This is a genomic window from Carboxylicivirga caseinilyticus, from assembly GCF_050589785.1.
In the GTDB taxonomy this organism is placed as follows: Bacteria; Bacteroidota; Bacteroidia; order Bacteroidales; family Marinilabiliaceae; genus Carboxylicivirga; species Carboxylicivirga caseinilyticus.
Genome location: NZ_JBNGOX010000042.1, coordinates 1 through 23,883 on the forward strand (window position 1 = coordinate 1; position 23,883 = coordinate 23,883).

Genomic DNA, 23,883 nt, shown 5'->3' on the forward strand with positions numbered 1-23,883 from the left:
AAAACAGAACTGGGGAGGTCGCATCTTACGTTTGGTAAGATGTCTCTTCAAGAAGCCAACTTAAGATTGAAAACAGCTGAGGAATCTGAATTTCCTCTGAGTATATTTCCGAAGTTTATCCAGGATACCATTATTGAATTGTACGACAATGGAAATTATAATATCGATTATACAGCTGTAAGCATTTTTACAGCTTTAGCCAGTATCATTGGTAATTCGTATCATTTGCGCAAACATATTGAGTGGATAGAAAATCCATCTATGTGGGTAGTATTGGTCGGCAAGTCAGGACAAAATAAAAGTGCTCCTTTAAAAACAGCCTTTAAAGCCATTAAGAATTTACAAAAGCAATACGACCAGGAATATGAAGCAGCCATAGCCAACTATGATCCGGATTTGGGTGAAAAGAAACCGACCAAGAAAAAGCTGTATTCTACCGACCCGACATTTGAGGCCTTGATAAATATGCACAAACAAAACCCCAATGGATTAATCTTAATGCCTGATGAGTTTAAGAGCTTTATATTGAATCTGATTGGTTATAGTGGAACCTCAAAACAAAGTCAGTTTTTATCCATTTGGGATGGGGCTCCAATTTCTCTGGATCGTAAAGAAGCAGAAAGCTCTTCGTTAAGTATGCCCTGTGTTTCTATTATCGGAAGTATTCAGGATGATGTGATTGCATCCTTTAAGGCCAAGGATATAAAGGACGGTTTTTTTGAACGTATTCTGTTCGCCATTCCTTTAAAAATGGAAAAGAAATATATAAGGAGAAAGAATCCGGATGATTATCTGGTTGAAAAATTTCATTCAAGGATGAAAGAATTGATGGATAAAGTATATGAGAATGCAAGTACACAAGAGTTACTATTATCAGAAAAGGCAGAGGACTTATTTATTGAAGAAGTAAACAAGCACGTAAAGCCCTCTAATAAAGATGCCACCATATCCGGCATATTGTCAAAATTGGATCGATATATATTACGATTTGCCTTGGTTTTGGAAGTGTCTACCTGCTTTTTTGAAGAGAGACCAATAAAGCAAGTAAGTCATGATTCAATGAAGAAAGCCATAATGCTAAAGGATTATTTCTTTGCTAATGCATTAAAGCTAAATAATATGGTTTTAAATGTTTACGAAGATAATTCAAAGGAAGGCAAGGTGTTTCAGGTTTTAAAGAAGATTGGCAAACGGGAATTTACCAATAAAGAGTTTATGGATATGGCTATTAAACTGAATATAGCCAAAGAGTCATATGCATACCAATTGCTTAGTAATACAAAGTTGGCCCATAAGGTTCAGAAGGGCCTGTATGAGACCGATGTTTTCAACTAGTTATAAGAGCAACGTGGGAAGGAAAAAGTAGGGTATTCTGTGGAGTTTGTGGAGTTGTGGAGTTTGATTGATTAACAGTGAATTACGTGTGGAGTTTGTGTGGAGTTTGTGTGGAGTACGGAATCCGGAGAAATGATTCATTGTCACCTTAAAATTGATAAAACTGTGGAGTGAGTGGAGTACTGTGGAGTAGTAAGTGCTTGAAAAACAACGATCCTCCACAACTCCACAAACTCCACTAAAACAAGAAAAGTCTCTTTTATGTCAGAAATTCGTTATTCTTTAGAAAAATATAAAGGACGATCAACCAGGTATCATTGTCCAGGGTGTCATCAAAGGACTTTTACCAGGTATATCGATAATCGTACCAGAAAGTATTTATCTGATAATACCGGAAGGTGTAACAGGGTAGAAAAATGTGGTTACCATTTTACCCCTAAGATGTACTTTGAGAAAAACGGATACGAACCGGATGATTATTATACATTGACGCCTAAATCAAAAACAATTGTAAAACCACCTTCATGTATTAACCCAAAGTTAATGCTAGCCTCTCTTGCCAATTATCACCAAAACAACTTTGCAATAGGATTGAGTAAATATTTTCCGGAACGTATGGTTTGGGAGGTATTACAGAGGTATTACGTTGGTACTGCCAAAGGAAACAAAACTATTTTCTGGCAAGTCAATCGATTAGGACAAATACGAACAGGTAAAGTAATGCAATATGATGTTCATACATTAAAACGTAATGGATATATAAATTGGGTGCATCATATTACTAATCAAAAGTACTTCAATCTAAAACAAGTATTTTTTGGTGCACATCTACTTACCAATAAAACAACGCCAGTGGCCATTGCAGAAGGTGAAAAGAATGCCATTTTCGGAGCGTTGTATTATCCACAATATAATTGGATTGCTGTAGGCTCCATTGAAATGCTGAATGTACAAAAGCTTAATGCACTCAGTGGTTATCAAGTCACTTTATTTCCTGACAAAGGAAAGGCATTTGAGAAATGGAGTAAGATAGCAGAAAGCACTTGCTTTAATATTCATGTAAATTCTGTTCTGGAGAATACAGATATAAATGAAGGCGATGATATTGCAGATTTAGTTATATCCATCAAAAAGGATCAGTATAAGACAAGCCCGGAAGCTGTCATTGATAGATTCAAAAAGAGGAACAAATATTTAAATCTATTGATAGAGAAATTTGATTTAATTATGTCTTTTTAAATCGAAGTATTTGGATAATTCAAAGGATCAATTAGCTACCCTTTGCTAAGACAAATCCCCCTTCAACATCCCAAGCCGGCTTTGACAGCCTCAAAAACTGGTTTTATTAATGTATCTCATGGTTTAACCTTAAAAGAGACAGATATGAAAATTGGTTATGCAAGGGTATCTACTAAAGATCAGAATTTGAAGCATTGAATAAAATAGGTAATATCAAAATTTTTAAGGAAACTAAAAGTGCAGTAAAAGAACAACCGGAATTGGAAAAATTGATGGAGCATACCCATGAAGAGGACATTGTTGTAGCATGGAATTGGATCGCCTTGGAAGATCTCTAAAGCACCTCATTTAAATGGTTTCAGGTTATAAGGAAATGGGTGTTGAGTTTATCAGTTTAAATGATAGTATTGACACGACTACAGCACAGGGTCGATTAACCTTTAATATTTATGCAAGCTTTGCGGAGTTTGAAAGAGAGCTAATGTTCTACTCCTTAAATTTTATTAGAAATATTTAAATACTGTTCTTCAATTCAATAATGTTACATAGGTATAAATCATGTAACATGTGTTGTAAATACTGTAAACATTGGATAAGATGTACTTATATTTATAGTTATTGTAACATAATTGCAAGGCCTGCTGTGTGCATGGATATACATTTGTTAAGAGATTTTTATAATCCATTACAAATAAAACTCGTGACGAATTAATTTAATATTATAATGAAAGCAAATAAATATTTATACTGGATCACATTTATAGCAGTGCTGAGCGGATTAATATTCGGATTAAATATGGCAGGAATATCAGGTGCGGTTCCTTTTATTCGTGAATACTTTTCTTTAAGTGACTTTAGTTTGGGAGCAGCTGTTAGTTCAATAATGATTGGTTGTTTGTTTGGGGCCTTAATGATTGGTTCCTTAAGTGATAAATATGGAAGACGATCAATGATGATTATTGCAGCTTTCTTATTTATTGTTTCATCTATAGGATGTGCTCTTTCAGAATCTATAATACTCTTTATTGGAAGTCGATTTATCGCTGGCTTAGGAGTTGGTGCTGTATCAGTTTTAGCTCCTACTTATATTTCAGAGATTGCGCCGGCTAATAAACGGGGAACTTTGGTTGCCAATAACCAATTTGCAATTGTAATTGGTATTTTATTAGCCTATGTGATTGATTATGGATTTGTTGATGTTGAAGATGGTTGGAGATATATGATGGCCATACCGTTTGTGTTTGGAATTCTTTTTTTAATCCTTTTACTGGTTTCTTTTCCTGAAAGTCCAAGATGGTTGGCAAAGGAAGGCAAATATGAAGAGGCTCGATCTGTATTAAATAATATTGGGGGAGAATTGTACGGGGAACAAGAATTAGACACAATTAGGCAAAACATCATTAGCTCAGTGAATAGTTCTAGGGTAAGGTTTAAGGAGCTATTCAAAGGAAAAGCTGCTAAAGTCGTTCTGTTGGGCACTCTTCTTGCCGTATTTCAGCAAATTACAGGTATTAATGCGGTGATTAGTTTTGCACCAACTATTTTTAGTCAGGCAGGAGTTGGAGAAGATATGGCCTTGTTACAATCGATATTAGTGGGTGTAGTTAATTTTATATTTACAATTGTTGCTTTATGGTTAGTGGACAAAAAAGGTCGCAAAATCCTATTGTTATGGGGAACAATGGGGATGACTATATCTTTGGCTTATATGGTTTATGCTTTTGTTTCAGGAGCTTCGAATAGCATTGGTATCTTGATCTCCTTGTTGGGATATATCGGTTTTTTTGCTGCCTCCTTAGCTCCGGTTATGTGGGTGGTAACCTCTGAGATTTATCCAAATCGTATTAGAGGACTGGCTATGTCGTTTTCAACTGCAATAAGTTGGGTGTGTACCTTTTTAACCGTACAATTTTTCCCATGGATGCTTAATAATCTGGGGGGATCTATCACATTCGGGTTATTTGGAGTGTTCAGTTTATTAGCCTTCTTATTTATTTTTAAATACATCCCTGAAACAAAAGGTAAGTCATTAGAACAAATTGAAATGGAACTAGCGCGCAATTGATAATCATTTCAAATTATTATAGCAGATGAATTGCTCCTTGGAGTTTGAGTTATTAAAAGAGATCAACTAACAAATCAGTATGAAAAAAATATTATGCATAGGTGAAGTGCTTTGGGATAAGCTGCCATCTGGTCCGAAACCTGGAGGAGCACCAATGAATGTTGCTTTGCACCTAAAAAATATTGGACTTGATGTTAAGATAGCTAGTCGGGTAGGAAATGATGAGCAAGGGCGTAAACTGATGGATTTTCTCCATAAGTCAGGATTATCAACCGATTTAATTCAGGTGGATGAAAAACTACCTACTAGCGAAGTATTAGTCAATATTGACAATAAAGATCAAGCTTCTTATACAATCTGTGAACCAGTGGCCTGGGATGCCATTGAATTCACTTCTGAATTAAAGAAGGCAGCGGATGAGGCAGATGCTATAGTATACGGTACCCTGGCATCGCGTAATCCAATAACACGTGATACTGTTTATCAATGCATTGATCGTGTTCAGTTCAAAATAATTGATGTGAATCTTCGCCCTCCATATGATATTCAGGAAGTTGTTGAACCTTTGATAGCAAAGGCCGGATTTGTTAAGCTAAACGATGATGAAATGAGGTGCTTAGGTCAATGGAATAATTTGGCAGGCCAGGATGAAGAGCTGTTAATGAGTTGGATGGAGAGACAATTTGGTATCAATCTTATTTGTATGACTAAAGGTCAGGAAGGCTCAGTTTTATTAAATAATGGAGCGTTTCTAATACACAAAGGTTACAAGGTGAAAACGGTTGATTCGGTTGGTGCAGGTGATGCTTTTTTGGCAGGTTTTTTATCTTCCTATTTACAAGATGAAGATGCAAAAAAAGCTTTGGATTTTGCTTCTGCAACAGGAGCTTATGTAGCTACCAAAGAAGGTGCAAATCCAGAATATCATCTGGATGAAATTAAAAGTTTATTAGTGTAAAAAAGCAAACTATCAAGCTATGAAAAAATCAATGAATTGGAAATTTATTACAGGATCGGTACTGATACTGTTTTTATCATTGTTTTCAATTGAAACATTTGCACAACAACTAAATGCAAATGGAAAGGTTACTGATAATAAAGGAGAACCGTTGACTGGTGTAAATATCATCCAGAAAGGAACAACAAATGGAACAATAACTGATATTAATGGAGCTTACAATCTAATGGTTCCTAATGATGCTGTTTTGGTATTTAAATTTATTGGGATGAAAACTTATGAAACCCCTGTAAATGGACAATCAATAATTAATGTAACACTTCAAAATGAATCAATAGATCTTGATCAGTTAATTGTAGTTGGGTATCAAAGTCAGCGAAAGGCTGATTTAACAGGTGCTGTTTCTGTTGTTGAGGTTGATGAAATTATGAAGCAGGGAGAGAATAATCCTATAAAAGCATTACAAGGAAGAATACCAGGTGTCAATGTCATTGCTGATGGAAATCCTAGTGGAGCTTCAACCGTTCGTATCAGGGGGATAGGAACATTAAATAATAATGATCCCCTTTATGTGATTGACGGTGTACCGACAAAAGGAGGTATGCATGAGTTAAATCCGTCAGATATTCAGAGTATTCAGGTACTAAGAGATGCCTCGGCAGCTAGTATTTATGGTTCAAGAGCCGGAAACGGAGTGATTATTATAACCACTAAACAAGGAAAGGATGGGAAGCCAAAAGTGAATTTTGATACCTTCCATACCTTCTCGCAATATGGAGAAGTCATTGATATGATGAACTCCAGGGAATTTGGGCAAGCACAGTGGCAGGCTATGATCAATAGCGGAGTAGATCCAAACACCAATCAAATAGGATATTTGTATGATTATGAATATGGTAATGATGGTAATCCGATTCTGAATGGAATGAAACTTCCTAAGTATATTGATGCAAGGGATGGAACAAATACAATGTTATCTTCAGATACAGATTGGTTTAATGCCATTACCCGTCCGGGTTTTGCACAATCCTATAATTTATCAATTAGTAACGGAACAGATAAATCCAATACATTTTTCTCGTTGGGTTATTACGACAATTCGGGTACGGTAAAAGAATCGTGGTTTAAGCGTTACTCAGCACGTGTAAATTCTTCAAGGAAAATTTTAGGTGATATCATTAGTGTTGGTGAAAACTTGACAATTAATAATACATCAGAATTGCAGGCTCCTGGCGGTGTACTTGACTTGGCTATATTGTCCTTGCCGGTAATGCCACTAAAAACCGTTGATGGGGACTGGGGGAGTGTTACTTCAGGAATGCGTGATCGAGATAATCCGGCTCGTATATTGGATGCCAATAAGGATAATCCATACAATTATTGGCGAATATTTGGTAATACATTTATTGACATACAACCCATTAAAAATCTGCATATAAAAAGTAATTTTGGTGTTGATTATTCAAACTATTATCAACGCGTTCTTACCTATAGTTTTGGTGGCAGGTTGGGGTCAGATCTCACTTCCTCGAAAATAATTCAGAGCCATTCGTTAAAGTGGAACTGGACCAACACCATGAATTACGATTTTCAGATTGATAAAAACAAATTTAGTTTGCTTTTGGGAACAGAAATGATCGACCATTCTGATATTAATTTTTCAACCGAAAGACGAACATACGAAGTTGAAGATCCTGATTATATGTGGCCGTCGGCGGGAGTTGGAGAAATGTATTCAACAGGCGGAGCAACAGGGTATAAGCTTAATTCATTTTTTGGCAAGGTTGACTATGTCTATGCAGATAAATATTTGGCATCGGTTACGCTAAGGCGCGACGGTTCTTCTAGGTTTGGTAAAGAGAATAGGTATGCAACTTTTCCTGCCTATTCAGCCGGATGGCGTATTGATCAGGAAAGTTTCATGGAAGGAACAAAGGGAGTGTTGTCAAATCTGAAACTGAGAGTAGGTTGGGGCCAGACTGGTAATCAGGAGATAGATAATTATGCAAACCGAACTTTGATCATTGCCAACTATATTGGTGAAACTGGAGCTGGAATAAATACAGGAACAGCTTATGATATCAATGGAGATAATTCAGGTTTGTTACCTTCGGGTTATCAGCTGGTACAGCGTGCCAATGATGAAATAAAATGGGAAACAACCACTCAAACAAATATTGGTGTTGATTTTGGTTTCTTTAATCAGAATTTGACAGGTAGTATTGAATTTTATTTAAAAGATACTGAAGATATTCTAGTAAAACCACCTTATCTGGGAGCTATTGGAGAAGGAGGCGATCATTGGTTGAATGGTGCTTCGATGGAAAATAAAGGAGTTGAATTTTCACTTGGTTACAGAAGCAAGACGTCTTATGGATTGTCTTATGATATTACTGCCAATATTTCAGGAAACCGAAATAAGATTACTAAATTACCGGAAAGTGTTGTTAATAGTTATGGGGGTAACGGCACAACAGATAATATCCTCGGAAAACCAATCAATTCATATTATGGATATGTGGCAGACGGTTTATTTCAATCCCAAGATGAGGTCGATAATTATGTGAGTCAAACAGGTAAAGGTTTGGGACGAATCAGGTATGCTAATCTAAATGATGATGATGTTATTGATGAAAATGATAGAACATGGATTGGAAATCCCCATCCTGATTTTGAATATGGTTTGAATATTGGGTTGGGTTATAAAGGATTTGATTTTACTGCTTTCATTCAAGGGGTATATGGAAATGACGTCTATAATTCAGTGAAGCGATTTACAGATTTTTGGGCTGTTGATGAATTAGGTTCTAATAAGGGAACACGAGTATTGAATGCCTGGAGTCCCACAAATAAAGGTTCTGATATTCCGGCTTTATCCTATAGTGATTTAAATAACGAAAAACGAACATCCTCATATTATGTAGAGTCAGGATCATACCTGAAATTAAGGATGTTGCAATTAGGTTATTCTCTTCCGGATGTGCTGTTGACAAAGCTAAGGATGGGTAAGGCCCGTTTGTACGTAAGTGGTCAAAATCTTTTAACAATAAAAAGTAAAGATTTTACTGGTTTAGATCCTGAGAATCCTCATTTGGCCTATCCTATTTCAACCTCATTTACAGTTGGGATGAATGTATCCTTTTAAGCACTTAATCTAAAAAAATGGAAATCATGAAAACATATAAATTGTTGTTCCTTATACTAATTTCTGTTCATCTTATTTCCTGTGAGGATTTTTTGGATGTACCTTCATATGGAACATTGACAGAAGATAACCTTACCGGGGTTAAGCAAATAGAAAATCAAGTCATTTCTGCCTACGCTGCAATCGGAAACGATGAAATTAACCGTCCTTTGAGTCTTTGGAACTATGGAAATGTTAGAGCCGATGATGCATATAAAGGCGGTAATGATCAAAATGATGGTGATTTTTTGCATTTTCTTGAAATATCCTCACCTGCGGTTGGTAACGAGACCTGGTATACCGATGTATTTTGGTACCGAAACTATGTGGCAATCTCCAGAGCTAATTTTGCACTTAATTTATTGGCAAAAATAAGTGTAGAAGAAATGCCAAATAAAGAAATAAGAACTGCTGAAATGCGTTTTCTGCGTGCGCACATGCATTTTATCCAGAAAATCATATTCAAAATGGTACCTTTTGTTGATGAAACAATGTCGGCAGAAGATATCTCCAACCTTTCGAATGTAGCCCTTACAAATGATGAGTTGTGGCAGAAGATAGCTGACGATTTCGAATATGCTTATGAACACTTACCTGAAATACAAGAGGAAGTTGGAAGAGCAAATAAATATGCAGCAGCAGCCTACCTGGCTAAAGTATATCTTTATAAAGCCTACAGGCAGGATGAAATGCATAATGTGGTCTCCATTGATCAGGATGATTTACAAAAAGTTATTGATTTAACCGGATTTGTGATAACATCACCCTATAAGCTGGAGAATGATTTTGCTTATAATTTTCTACCTGGAAACTATGAAAATGGGCAGGAATCATTATTTGCCATACAATACTCACAAGATGATGGCACAACTTTCGGTAGATTGAATATGGGGAATGCTCTTACTACCCCAACCCCAGGAGGTGATTTTAATAAACCAAGTCAGAATTTGGTAAACGCCTTTAAAACACAAAATGGTTTACCAATGTTTGACACTTTCAATGATGTAAACTATAGTGAGAGTACAGATAAAGTTGATCCAAGACTTTTTCATACCGTTGCTATTGCCGGAAAGCCATATAAATATACTGATATAAATTACGAAGAAAACCAATCTCGTAATCCTAATATGTATGGTTATTATTCCTCATTAAAAGAGAATGTTGATCCTGCAAGTGAATATTATATTAAAACAGGCCCTTGGTATGCCAATTCCAAAAATAGTATAATCATTCGTTATGCAGATGTGTTATTAATGAGAGCTGAAGCATTGATTGAAATGGGAGATTATGCCGCTGCACTACCTTTAATAAACCAGGTGAGAACAAGAGCAAAAGTGAGTACCTCACAAATCAGTTTTGCTACTAATCTTGACATTCAAACTTATCAGGACGGAGTGAATTGTGTATGGACTGAGGACTTTGCCCGCCAAGCTTTGAGGTGGGAGCGTCGTCTTGAACTGGCCATGGAAGGCAGCAGATTCTTTGACCTGGTTCGTTGGGGTATCGCTGATGAAGTAATGAATGCTTATTATTTGGGCGAAGCTACTGACCATACTTACTATCAGGGAGCAGAATTTGAGAAAAATAAGAATGAGTATGTGCCTGTACCTATTCAGCAAATTAATTATAGTAAAGGAAGTTATAAGCAAAATTATGGATTTTAATTACGGAGATTATTATGAAAATCAACATTTATAAATTTATCATTATCCTGTTATCAGTAGCTTTATTTTCTTGCGAAGAGGATTCCAAAGATAGTCTTGATTTTACAGGAGATACAAGTATTCATTCATTTGTTGTGAATGGAGTAGAGGGTACAATACATGAAGAGAACTCAACTATTTCAGTAATTCTTCCTTCGGGTTCTGATCTTACGAGATTATCACCGGAAGTAACTATTGCCAATGGAGCAGAAGTGACACCTATTAGTGGTGAGACTGTTGATTTTGCGGATGCAAACGGAAATTTAATTGATGTAACTTATACAGTTACCAATTCAGATTTATATCAAAAATATACTGTAAATGTTGATGTTGCCAGGGCTAGGATTTTGAGTTTTAAAATAGGATCGGTTGAAGGTAAAATCGATGAGTCAAATAAAACCATTGTAATCTATTTGCCTGATGGCACTGATGTTACTTCTTTAATTCCAATAGTAGAATATACAGAGGGTGCAACTATTACACCGGAAGCAGGTACATCAGTTGATTTTACTACCCCGGTAACTTATTCATTGGATTATCTTGGTTCTGTGTTTAATTATGAAGTTACTGTCATTGTGGGAGATGAACCTACGCCAATTCTTGTGCTTTACAATGGAGAGGACGTTTCTCCAACATGGGAATCTATTGCTAGTTCTGTTAATAATGGAACAGTAAATCCAGTAACAGATGGTATTAATTCAACATCGACTTGCGTATCGCTTCTTCGCACAAATACAGGTAATGATGATGGAGGAAGACCATGGACAAGTGGTGTGTTATGGAATGCGAATCAGGTAAATGTTGATCCAGCCATTTATGGAAGTATAACAGTTATGGTATTGAAAGATGTAGCTGGAGATGTACAGCTCGAAATCCAGGAAGCAGGTGAACTTAATAAGGATTGGTTGCATGCTGACTATTCTGCTGATCACGTGGGCGAATGGCAAGAGCTAACCTTTGTAATTCCAGAGAGTCGTACTGCTGTGATTAATAATATTCTTGTTATGCCACATACTCCTGAGACAGGTTTTGAAACACAAACCATGTATTGGGATGAGGTAAAAGCACATCCAATAGAGTAATGATCTTAATTCTTAAAAATAATCTAATTAAGGTTAGTAATTGAAATATGCGGATGGGATTTCCCGTCCGCTAATCAAACAAAATTATAGAGTATATGAAGATTCTACCACTATTATTAATGCAGCTCATTCTATTCTTAAACACAAGTTGTTCTAAAAACGAGAATGATGATATAGAGGAGATTCCGGTAGTTGTAGACACGACAACAACATGCAGGTCAGTTGTTGAAAGCGGTGGTTATTCAACCTTTTACAAACCTCAAATCGGGTATGTTGGAGATCCGATGCCTTATTATAATTCGGATGATAGTAAGTATTATTTGTTTTATTTACAAGATTGGAGAAATGGTTCACCTACAGAACATCCAATATATTGTACAACAACAAGTGATTATAGCACTTTTACAGGTTTTACAGAAGCAATACCTACAGAAACAGCCGATTCACAGGAAGCTTATTTGGGAACAGGAAGCTTTATAAAAAATGCTGCTGGTAAGTTATATGGTTTTTATACCGGCCACAATGGGAGCTTATATCCTGCAGAGAAGATAATGCTGGCTACTTCAAATGACATGAAGACATTTACAAAAGTTCCTTCATTTACATTTGAAGCCCCTGATGGATATGATAAAAATAATTTTCGAGATCCATGTGTGTATTACGATCCAACCAGATCGGCCTATGTTATGTTGGTAACTTCCATAAAGGATGGAAAAGGAGTATTGGTTCGATATTCATCATCAGACCTTGAAAATTGGGATTTAATTTCTCCTTTAACGGATTTCAATTCGGATGCTGAAATTCTGGAATGCCCGGATATTTTTAAAATGGGTGATAAATGGTACCTGTTATTTTCCAGAATTAACAGGGATGAACACAGAAAGACATTTTACAGGGTATCGGATAGTCCTGATGGACCATGGTTACGTTGTGAAGATGCAAGCGGTCACCATGAAACTATAGACGGATTGTATTTCTATGCCGGAAAAACAGCTTCTAATGGTACTGATCGATATATCTCGGGATGGTGTTCAACAGGTCAGGAAGTAAATGGTAATAACGAATTGGATTGGGCCGGAAGTTTAATTACCCATAAACTGGTTCAACAACCTAGTGGAAAGTTATATCCAATGATTCCTGAAGCTGTGGATTATAAATTTAACACGCCGACTCAATATTCAATGTTAAAGTCTCAGGGTGATGTAACGGGAGATGAGGGTTCCTATGTTCTCAACTATCAGAATGAGAGATCATATGCATTATTTAATAGGAATACAGTCCCTGTAAAGATTGAATTAACCATTGATGCATCACAATCTACTGGTTTTGGATTTTCTTTTGGTGCATGTGATGATATGTCCGAAGTATATTCTGTTGCTTTTGATCTGACTTCTTCCAACAGGTGGTCAATGCCAAGTCTGTTTATGAATAAAGAGTCAAATTATTCAACAGGTTCATATACAGCAGAATTAAATTTTACTCCCCTTATTGTTCCGGATGATAAGGTTTTCGATATAAAGATTGTTATTGAAAAGTCAATTTGTGTGGTTTATGTTAATGATAATGTTGCCTTTACCAACCGTATTTACAAAATGGATAAGAATCCATGGACCATTTTTGTAGATGATGGAATAATCGACGTTTCAAATCTCTCTGTATACAAAATAGGAGATAAGTTATAAGTATAAAAAAGTAGCTAGCTAATATCAATATCTATGTTTAATTTTTTAAGTAAAGAAAAATGAAAAATCTAATATTTACTCTTGTCTTTATTGTTTTAAGTCTTGTTGTCAATGCACAACCTTATAATGTTACCATTTCAATAGATATGACATCTTATTCTGGTTCTGATTATGATGCCGTAGTAATTGGAGGAGGCATCAATGGATGGAATGGAGCACTAACGTTAACAAATGAACCTGGAACAAATATTTGGTCAACAACAGTTCAAAAAGAAGGCTGGATTGATTACCGGTTTGAAGTTACTGGAGGTGTAGTAGGATGGAATTGCGAATTTCGTAATGAAGCTAATGGAGAAGAAGGAGCAGGAACAGGATCTTGTTTTACAAATCCATGGGAAGGTACCCAAACAAACGTGCATTGGTTCGAAGTTACAGAAGATATAGTATTGCCAACTATTAGCTGGGAATCTTGCGAATGTATTAGTTGTACACCAACAAGTGCTAAATCTATGGAGATAGATAATGCTGAGATTTTTGTTAATCCGTCAAATGTATTAATAATAAGAGGATTGGAGTCAGGAGGTGTGACTGTGAGTATCTATGATATTCAAGGTAACCTGAAAGTCTTTGAGACAATTGAGAGTATTGGAAGTGAACAAAGTATGGATGACCCTCAATCCTTATGTAGTGGATTATATATTATTAAAGTTGAAACTGATAAGGGTAATATCATTAAAAAAATAATGATACACTAGATTTTATAGAAGTGTAATATTTGCTCTGAAAGCTTTTAGTTACGGAAGTTTTAGGTTTTGATACTGATTCCTTTAAATCTATTTAATAACCTGAATTCAAATCATTTTTTTGAATTCAGGTTATACAGATAGTGTTTTAGTTTAAGTGAAAGATAAAAATGCAATAGAATGATAAAGAGAAATAAAATAGCATATATAATAGTCGTCTTCTTAATTGTTTTTTTACAAATTAGTTGTAAGAACTCTGAAACTTCAGATGAGACTATGAGAAAGGAAAAGTTTCGGCCTCAATTTCATTTCACGCCTCAGGCTAATTGGATGAATGATCCTAATGGGATGGTGTATTACGAAGGGGAATATCACTTGTTTTATCAATATCATCCACAAAGTACGGTTTGGGGTCCTATGCACTGGGGCCATGCCGTAAGTACCGACCTAATTCATTGGAATCACTTACCTATTGCCCTGTATCCTGATAGTCTAGGCTATATCTTTTCTGGTAGTGCTGTTGTTGATTGGAAAAATACTAGTGGTCTTGGTACAAGGGAAAATCCACCTTTGGTTGCTATTTACACATATCACAATATTGAAGGGGAAAAAGCTGGAAGAAACGATTATCAAAGTCAGGCCTTAGCCTTCAGTTTGGATAAAGGAAGAACATGGAGTAAATATGAAAAGAATCCTGTTCTGCCAAATCCAGGTATTAGGGATTTTCGAGACCCAAAGGTATTTTGGTATAATGAAACAAATAAATGGGTAATGATTTTAGCTGTGCAAAATCGTGTACAGATATATTCTTCAAGTAACCTTAAAGAATGGTCTTTTGAGAGTGAATTTGGAGTAGATAGAGGGGCTCATGGAGGTGTTTGGGAATGTCCTGACTTATTTCCATTGGAAGTTGAAGGAAGTACTATTAAAAAATGGGTAATGTTAGTGAGTATCAATCCCGGAGGGCCTAATGGAGGATCTGCTACTCAATATTTTATTGGCGATTTTGATGGTAAATCATTTCACTCGGATGTTGACACTACTAAATGGTTAGATTGGGGAATGGATAATTATGCAGGAGTGACCTGGTCTGACATCCCCGAAGAAGATGGAAGAAGATTACTTATAGGGTGGATGAGTAACTGGCAATACGCACAGGAAGTTCCTACAGAAAGTTGGAGAAGTGCAATGACCTTACCAAGAGAGTTAAAACTAGTACAAGAGAAGGATGATATTATTATTGTCTCCAATCCGATTAAGGAATTTGAAGTACTTAAAGAACAACATCAAAAGGATAGCGAAACCTTATTGTCAGGTGAAGTTCCTATTGATATAAAAGAGTTGGATTTGAAAAGCTGTGAATTAAACTTTGTCTTCGAGCCGCAAGAAGCATCTCAAAATGGTCATACTACAGCATATGGAATACTGCTTAGAAATGACAAGGAAGAAGTATTGAAGTTGGGATATAATATGTTGTCAAAGAAATTCTTTATGGATCGTACCAATGTTTACAAAGCCTTTTCAAACTCTCATTACCTGAGTCTTGTAACAGGTGATTATGACATACAGAATCAGGTTAAAATGAAAATTATTATCGATGCTGCTTCAATTGAACTTTTTGTAGATGATGGTAAATTTGTAATGACGAATACTGTTTTCCCTCAAGAACCATTTAACCAGTTGTCATTGTTTTCAAGTCTTGGAAGTGTTAAAATTCTGGAGGCAGAATTTTATAATATTAAAAGTATTAGGGCAAAATAAAAAATGAAATAAATAGTTGCATAAAGTGCAGTAAGGGTTTCTTGCTGCATTTTTTTATATTAGATGAAGTTTATAAAAATGACCTGATGATGCCCTTAGTAAAAATGTATTTCAATCATTTAATGGTTTAAATTGCCTGTTATGAATACATTAAAGTATAAAAGTCTTTTTCTTTTGATTGCTTTATTGTTCTCTTTGTCAATATTTGCAAATCAGGAGTATTTGATTGGTTTTTCTCAATGTTCTTCCGGTGATTGGCGCGCCCAGATGGAAAGTGAAATGTATCGTGAACTGATGTTTCACAATGATATGAAGATGATCATTAAGAATGCAGAAGATGATGCTGATCTGCAAATTAAACAAATACGGGAATTAGTAGCAGAGGGTATTGATTTATTGATTGTTGCTCCAATAGAAATTGATGCAATTGAACCTTTGTTAGAAGAAGTTTATCAAAGTGGACTTCCTGTAATTTTAATTGACAGAAAGATTAATTCAGACAATTACACGACTTATGTTGGTGGTGATAATGTATTAATCGGAAATACTGCAGGTACTTATTTGGTAGATAAGTTGAAAGGGCAAGGTGAGATAATTGAAATACTTGGTTCGTTGAATTCTTCACCAGCAATTGAAAGGATGGTTGGATTTGATAATGTAATTTCAAGATATCCTGGTATAAAGGTTATTGATAAAATATATACTAATTGGAACAATAAGGTGGTATTAGATAGTTTACCATCAATTTTGCAAAGTCATTCGAACATTCGAGCCATTTATGCTCACACTGATTTTTTAGCTGCCGCAGCAAGTGAAGTAGTCAGGAATGTATTACCTGACAAAGATGTTATTATTGTAGGTATTGATGGTTCACCAGAAGTAGGGGGCGGAATAGAATTGGTTGAGAAGAATATCATTGATGCAACACTTATATATCCTACCGGAGGAAAAGAGTCTATTGTATTAGCATCCCGCATAATTACTAATCAGCCGATTAAAAAAGTTAATTTGTTACAGACAACTCTGATCAATGCTCAGAATGTGAAAATTACCCGTCTACAGTACAATACAATTCAAAATCTTCAGAATGACATAGTCCGATCTAAAGATATGTTGGATTTGTTGGGTGGAAGATATAAGACTCAGCGCTTGTTGCTTTTTGTATTGTTGTTCTTTTTGATTCTGGTTATTGTATTGGTTATTTTACTTTTTATAGCATTTAAAAACACAAATATTGCCAAGTTTAGGTTAGAGAAACAAAAAGAGGCTATCTCAAAACAGAATGTTGAACTTAAAAGAATGTCGGAACAGTTAGAGGATGTGACACAGTCCAGAATGCATTTTTACACCAATATCTCACATGAATTCAGAACTCCTCTAACACTGATCATTGGACCTCTTGAGAATTTGATCAATAAAATAGACTCAAAATCAGAATTAAATAAAGAACTATCAATTATATACCGGAATGCTGTTCGACTTTTAAGATTGGTGAATCAGTTAATGGATTTCAGGAAAATAGAAACCAATAAAATGCAATTAATGGCAGGACAGTATGATATATTGGTATTCATGAACGGTATTAAGGAATCCTTTTCAGAAGTTTTGCAGCACAAACAAATTAGTTTAGAAATTACCTGTGATAATCCGGAAATAAAAGTATGGTTCGATTGGGATAAGATGGATAAGGTTATGTTTAATCTTCTTTCAAATGCGATAAAAGCGTCTCAGAAAGAAGAAAGCATTCATATTAATATGAGCACAGAAAAAGATTTTGTCATAATTGAGGTAAAGGATGAAGGAGAAGGAATTCCTCAGAATGAAGTTGAAAGAATTTTTGATCGCTTCTATCAGGTAAATAAGAGCTCTTCATACCATGGTACAGGTATAGGTTTGTCATTAACCAAGGAATTAATCCTACTGCATAGTGGTGAAATTACAGTAGAAAGTGAATTAAATTTTGGGACATCATTCTTCATAAAGCTACCACTTGGAAATTTTCATTTAAAGGAGGATGAAATGATTTCCGCCAATAAGCAAATACAGGATTCTATTGCGCCAATTTACGCCGAGTTCCAGGAACCCGATGCAAATGAGAACCATAAAAAAGAGAAAGCTGTAGAGCTGAATATTGAGGAAAAATCAGTTTTGCTAATAGTGGAAGACGAGCCGGATGTAAGAAATTACATCAAATCTTGTTTTGATTTGAACTATTATTCAATATTTGAAGCGGAGAATGGAGTTGAAGCTTTAAAATTAATTGAAGAAGAAGGTCCGGATATTATTATCAGTGATGTAATGATGCCCAAAATGGATGGACTTGAACTTACCAAAAAAATAAAGGGGGATTTAAGATATTGTCATATTCCTATTATACTTCTTACTGCCAAATCATCACTTGAGCATTTGTTAGAAGGATTGGAAGAAGGTGCTGATAGTTACATTCCCAAGCCATTTAATAAACAACATCTAATATTAAGAGTTAAAAAACTAATTGAAGCTCAACGAAAAATTCAAGAAAAATATCAAGCTACCTTGCTAAATCCCAAGGAAGAGAGAGGAATGAGCCGAATGGATAAGAAATTGCTTCAAAGGATTAGTGATTTGGTACTGGAAAATGAATACAGTGAAAAAATAAATGTTGAAGATCTGAGTAGCCAATTAGGCATATCTAGGGTTCATTTATATCGAAAAATTAAGAAAATTACTGGTTTGTCCATTAGTGAATTTATTACCCAAATAAGACTTAAGCAAGCTTTAGTATTATTAAGAAATAGTGATAATACTATTTCCGAAATTGCCTATCAGGTTGGGTTTTCAACACCGTCTTATTTTACCAAATGTTTTAAGGAACAAATTAAAATGTCACCAACTGAATTTAGAAATAAAATATAGGGTTAATAGTTCTACCTATACATAATATGAAAACAAAAAAGATTAAAAGAAACATGAAGTATCTTTATTAATTTACTATTGATAGTGGCCAAATATTTTCCATGTCTTTCAGTTAACCAATGAAACACTCCAAAATTTAAATTTTTAAGTGTTTTGTTTTGAAGTACTGATATCCGGATGCGTTTAAAAATCATAAAATAATATCGAATACTGGATAGATATGATATTTGTTTGAATAGAATGCTTTAGTTTTATACAATCTTGATTCTTTTATAGTAAGGTACAATACGCCTTGTTTTTGTTAATTAAAGTTGAATATTTATGAAATATATACTTCTGGTTATTTTAATGTCATTTTCGACATTAGATATATTTTCAAACTCATCGAAAGACACTATTCTTTATAAACTTTTAGAACTCATCGAGAGTAAAGATTCTTATCAGATAGAAAAAGATAAGAGGGTGGCAGATTTAAAACAAATGCTTAATGTTCCTAATGTCACACCAAGGCAATATTATGAAATACATTATAAGTTATATAATGAGTATAAAACCTATATTTCGGATTCTGCGATTTATTATACGAAGCAAAATCTAGAAATTGCCAAAGAACTGCAAGACTCTATATGGATTAGTGAATCAAAACTTGATTTGGTTTCTCATTATGTAGTAGCTGGAATGTATATAGATGCTCTGGAAATACTAAATTCTATACAAAATAAGTATCTCCCAGATTGGTTACAAGTCAAATATTATGAATGCTATAAACAATTTTATGACTATTATTCCAGGAATAATCCTTATACACTCATTTATTTAGAAAAAAGTCAGCAGTATAGAGATTCCTTATTAAATATATTAGACGAACAATCTAATCATTACAAAATAGTATATGCCGAAAAATTGTATGATGAATTCAGGTTAGATGAATCCAAACAAATATTGCAACAACTCATAGATCAAACGAAGTCTGATACTCATGAAAAAGCGGTATTATCATATGCTTTGGCAAATATTTACATGAAAGAAGGGAATGTACAATTGCAAAAGCATAACTATGCTATATCTGCAATTTGTGATATCAAGAATGTAATAAAGGAGAATGCTTCTATGCAGGCCCTCGCCTATGTTTTGTATAATGCCGGTGAGGTTGAAAGTGCTTATTATTGTATAAAATCTTCAATGGAAGATGCAATGTTTTGTAATGCACGATTAAGAACATACGAAGTTTCACAAATATTGCCAATAATAGACTCTGCTTTTCAGGAGACTATAATAAAGAAGAAATCTGAGCTTTTGTATTTTTTAATATTTGTGAGTATTCTCTCTTTTTTTCTCATAATAGCAATAGTATATGTTTATAGACAAATGAAACGAGTCACGAGTATACGTAAGGAATTATACCAAACTAATGTAAAATTAAATGGGCTTAATGAAGACTTGCAGTCGAGTAATAATCAACTGAATGATGTAAATAAACAGCTAGTAGAAGCAAATCAAATAAAAGAGGCATATATTGGACATTTTCTCGATTTATGTTCCACCTATATCGACAAGTTGGAAAAGTATCAGAACACTCTGAATAAAAAGGCAGCAGAAAAAAAGCTTGACGAATTGTATAAAATGTTAAAGTCACGCGATATGATTAATAATGAAATAAAGGAACTGTATGAAAACTTTGACAACATATTCTTACACTTATATCCCAACTTTGTTGAAGAATTCAATTCTCTTCTATTAAAGGACCAAAAGTTTATATTAAAACCTAATGAATTACTTAATGTTGAGCTACGGATGTTTGCATTGATACGTTTAGGTATTAGTGATAGTTCCAAGATTGCTAATTTTCTTCATTATTCTGCAAATACTATTTACAGTTATCGTACAAGGGTACGTAATAAAGCAGCTGTTCCTCGTGAAAAATTTGAATCAATGGTTATGAAAATAGGTGCTTTTAAGAAAAGCTAACATTTATTTCATCTATATTTTTAGTCATTTTGAAGTTGAGTAATGTATTGTAAATAAACTATATGTATTCTTTTTGATGCTATATTTCATCAATGTTAATTTTTGTTAATTATTCCCTGATCATATTTTTGTACTGAGGGTTATGCTCTTTTTGGCTTTGTATGTTCTATAAGCCAAACATGTTTAACCAGAAGTAAAAAATTATGAAAATTCTAATCAGTTAACGATGAAAAGAGATCAAAAAAGGAAATGGGTTTATGTAGGTAGATTATATCTACTTTTATTGACTTTGACTTTGAGTTTCACCTTATCTGCTCAAAACCAAAAAACTATTTCAGGAGTAGTTATTGATAATAAGGGGGAGAGTATTATTGGTGCATCCATCTTGGAGAATGGTACTCAAAATGGAACTATTACGGATATAGACGGTAAATTTTCATTAAATGTATCCGAAGATGCTGTTATAACAGTTTCTTTTATTGGTATGGCTTCGCAGGAAGTACCCGTAGGAGCAGAAATTTTTTTTAATATTACTCTAAAAGAAGATGTAATTGGACTTGAAGAGGTGGTTGCTATCGGCTATGGAGCGGTTAAGAAGAAGGATTTAACGGGGTCTGTAGTGTCAATAAATACTGATGATTTTAAATCGTTACCTACTCCAAGTGTAGGAAATGCGATGCAGGGTAAAGCTTCTGGAGTGCAAGTGGTTGGTTCAGGAACTCCAGGCAGTGATCCAACATTCCGGATCAGGGGTACTGGAACCATTAATAACAATAACCCGTTGTATGTAATTGATGGTGTACCTACTGATGGAGGGTTAAACCAATTAAATATGGATGATGTAGAGGGTATTCAAATCTTAAAAGATGCGTCTGCAACTGCAATATATGGGTCAAGAGGTGCTAACGGGGTTGTAATTATTACTACAAAAAAGGGTAAAAAAGGAGAAGGCGTTATTAATTTCAACTGTTATTATGGAGTTCAGCAAGCTACAAATATGGTTGAAGTGTTAAATGCTTCGGAGTTTGCAGAGTTGCATAATGAGATGATGCTGGCTGCTGGGAAGGATTTAAATCCAGCTTTTGCTGATCCTTCAAGTTTAGGAAAAGGAACTGATTGGGTGGGTGAGTTGTTCTCAGTTGCTCCAGTACAAAATTATTCGTTGTCATATTCAGGAGGAAATGATAAGAACACTTACTATGTTTCTGGAAATTATTTTAACCAGGAAGGGATAGTTGAAAATACAGGCTTTAAAAGATATACAGTAAAATTCAATTCAGAAACGCAAGTAAATACAAAAGTAAAGTTTGGCAACATGCTTTCTTTGAATCATGATGATAAGTATAATGGTGATTATAGCATTATTAATACTTTAAGAGCATTACCTACCCAGGCTATTTACAATACAGACGGTACCTATTCGGGACCAGAAGGAAGGCCTGATTGGAATGGGGATATTGGCAACCCTATTGGACGAGCAAGAGTAATTGACAACAGGACGCTTGGTTATAACCTATTAGGTTCAGTTTTTGGAGAAGTTGAAATTATTAAGGGATTAAAATTTAAAACTTCTGCAGGTTTAAAAGCTAACTTTTGGCATGGCCGAACATGGTCTCCAAAATATGATTGGAAGCCCACACCACAAGAGGAATCATACCTTGGTGAAGGATGGAATAAAGCTATCACATGGAACTGGGACAATACCTTAACTTATGACAAAACATTTAATGAGTTGCATAAGTTTACTGCCCTAGTGGGTACCAGTGCTCAGGAGAGTAAATTCAAAAGTATAAATGGTTCTATTCAGGAGTTTGCCAGTGATGCTACACAACAGCTGAGTAATGGATTAAGTCAAGTAGTACTAGGAGGCGGTGCCAATGATTGGGCACTATTATCCTATATGGGGCGAATCAACTATGCTTTTGCTGATAAGTATTTAGTAACAGGAACAATACGTCGTGATGGTTCATCTAGGTTTGGCGAAAATAATAAATGGGGATTATTTCCCTCGGGATCTTTGGCATGGAGAGTATCGGAAGAGTCTTTTATGCAAAATATGGAAGCTATTGATAACTTGAAACTGAGGGCCGGGTTTGGTATCACAGGTAACCAGGAAATTGGAAATTATGCTTATGCTTCAGAGTTGGACATTGTTAAATATAATTTTAATAATAACCTTGTGAATGCTGTTGTTGCCAACCGTATGCCTAATCCTAATGTACAGTGGGAGTCGCAACAACAAGTTAACCTTGGTATTGATGTAACCGCATTTCAGCAAATCGTTGATATTACTGTTGATGCTTACCTTAAAAAAACAAAAGATATGTTGGTGCCTATGGATGTGCCGATTGTCTCAGGTTATTCAGATGTATATGTGCCAATGATTAATGCAGGGGAGATAGAAAATAAAGGTATTGAGCTTAGCGTTACTACTCACAACATGAAAGGGGAATTTAATTGGGATACCGATTTTAATATCTCTTTTAACCGAAACAAAGTGATTGATTTAAATGATACCATTCCAATGGTTAGAGGTGATGTTGGTTTTAACCAGCAAATTGCACGCCTGGAAGTCGGAAAACCGGTGGATGTATTTTATGGTTTCGTCACAGATGGAGTTTTTCAAACGCAACAAGATGTAGATAATCATGCGATACAGGTTCCTGGAGATGATATTTATGCAAGAACTTCTGCAGGAGACATCCGTTTTAAAGATCTTAACAGCGATGGGGTTATTAATGATGATGATCGTACTATTATTGGCGATCCTAACCCTGATTTTATCTTTGCAATTAATAATAGGTTAAGTTATAAAGGATTTGATTTAAATGTTTTTATACAAGGGGTTTATGGTAACGATATTTATAATGCTAACCGTATTACAAATGAAGGCATGGCGGTAGCTTATAATCAAAGTAAAGAAACCCTGAAAAGGTGGAATGGGGAAGGAACTAGCAACTCAATACCACGAGCGGTGTTTAACGATCCAAATAAAAATATCAGACCTTCTGACAGGTTTATTGAAGATGGTTCATATATCAGACTTAAAAGTGTTGTTCTAGGTTATTCTTTTCCTAAAAAGTGGATTGAAAAAGCAGGTATGTCATCAGCCAGGCTTTATGTTTCCGGCACCAATCTTTTAACATTTACCAGCTACAGCGGTTTTGATCCCGAAGTAGGGATTAACGGTATAGATAATAGTACATATCCTTTAACACGTACGGTGAGTGTAGGTGCAAATATTAGTTTCTAATTGAAAAAATATAAG

General features: G+C 34.9%; 14 protein-coding genes. All 14 read left to right on the forward strand.

The genetic code is table 11. The annotated features are described in order from the left end of the window. A partial coding sequence (locus ACRD62_RS17895; protein WP_430821479.1) for a DUF3987 domain-containing protein occupies positions 1-1,335 on the forward strand: 1,335 nt, incomplete at its 5' end. Between the two features lie 261 nt (positions 1,336-1,596). After that, positions 1,597-2,574, forward strand: coding sequence for a DUF6371 domain-containing protein (locus ACRD62_RS17900; protein ID WP_430821480.1), 978 nt, complete (start codon positions 1,597-1,599; stop codon positions 2,572-2,574). Positions 2,575-2,926: 352 nt separating this feature from the next. Then, entirely contained in the window at positions 2,927-3,091 is a 165-nt protein-coding gene (locus ACRD62_RS17905) for a recombinase family protein (RefSeq protein WP_430821481.1), read from the forward strand. A gap of 207 nt (positions 3,092-3,298) precedes the next feature. Next, complete coding sequence (locus ACRD62_RS17910; RefSeq protein WP_430821482.1) at positions 3,299-4,639, forward strand: sugar porter family MFS transporter; 1,341 nt, start codon at positions 3,299-3,301, stop codon at positions 4,637-4,639. A gap of 79 nt (positions 4,640-4,718) precedes the next feature. Beyond that, positions 4,719-5,597 carry a carbohydrate kinase family protein gene (locus ACRD62_RS17915; protein WP_430821483.1) on the forward strand — a complete coding sequence of 293 codons (879 nt, stop codon included), beginning with the start codon at positions 4,719-4,721 and terminating at the stop codon, positions 5,595-5,597. Between the two features lie 19 nt (positions 5,598-5,616). After that, positions 5,617-8,742, forward strand: a complete 3,126-nt coding sequence (locus ACRD62_RS17920) for a SusC/RagA family TonB-linked outer membrane protein (RefSeq protein ID WP_430821484.1) — start codon at positions 5,617-5,619, stop codon at positions 8,740-8,742. A gap of 26 nt (positions 8,743-8,768) precedes the next feature. Continuing rightward, on the forward strand, positions 8,769-10,445 hold the full coding sequence (locus ACRD62_RS17925) for a RagB/SusD family nutrient uptake outer membrane protein (protein WP_430821485.1): 1,677 nt from the start codon (positions 8,769-8,771) through the stop codon (positions 10,443-10,445). A gap of 14 nt (positions 10,446-10,459) precedes the next feature. Continuing rightward, a complete protein-coding gene (locus tag ACRD62_RS17930; RefSeq protein WP_430821486.1) occupies positions 10,460-11,566 on the forward strand; it encodes a DUF5018 domain-containing protein in 1,107 nt (368 codons plus the stop codon). 95 nt (positions 11,567-11,661) lie between these two features. Continuing rightward, complete coding sequence (locus ACRD62_RS17935; RefSeq protein WP_430821487.1) at positions 11,662-13,248, forward strand: glycoside hydrolase domain-containing protein; 1,587 nt, start codon at positions 11,662-11,664, stop codon at positions 13,246-13,248. Positions 13,249-13,307: 59 nt separating this feature from the next. Beyond that, complete coding sequence (locus tag ACRD62_RS17940; protein WP_430821488.1) at positions 13,308-14,003, forward strand: T9SS type A sorting domain-containing protein; 696 nt, start codon at positions 13,308-13,310, stop codon at positions 14,001-14,003. Between the two features lie 264 nt (positions 14,004-14,267). After that, entirely contained in the window at positions 14,268-15,752 is a 1,485-nt protein-coding gene (locus ACRD62_RS17945) for a glycoside hydrolase family 32 protein (protein ID WP_430821489.1), read from the forward strand. Between the two features lie 141 nt (positions 15,753-15,893). Continuing rightward, positions 15,894-18,647 carry a substrate-binding domain-containing protein gene (locus ACRD62_RS17950; protein WP_430821490.1) on the forward strand — a complete coding sequence of 918 codons (2,754 nt, stop codon included), beginning with the start codon at positions 15,894-15,896 and terminating at the stop codon, positions 18,645-18,647. Positions 18,648-18,968: 321 nt separating this feature from the next. Further along, positions 18,969-20,615, forward strand: coding sequence for a SusR family glycan utilization regulator (susR, locus tag ACRD62_RS17955; RefSeq protein WP_430821491.1), 1,647 nt, complete (start codon positions 18,969-18,971; stop codon positions 20,613-20,615). Between the two features lie 226 nt (positions 20,616-20,841). After that, positions 20,842-23,868, forward strand: coding sequence for a SusC/RagA family TonB-linked outer membrane protein (locus ACRD62_RS17960; RefSeq protein ID WP_430821492.1), 3,027 nt, complete (start codon positions 20,842-20,844; stop codon positions 23,866-23,868). Positions 23,869-23,883 lie beyond the last annotated feature (15 nt).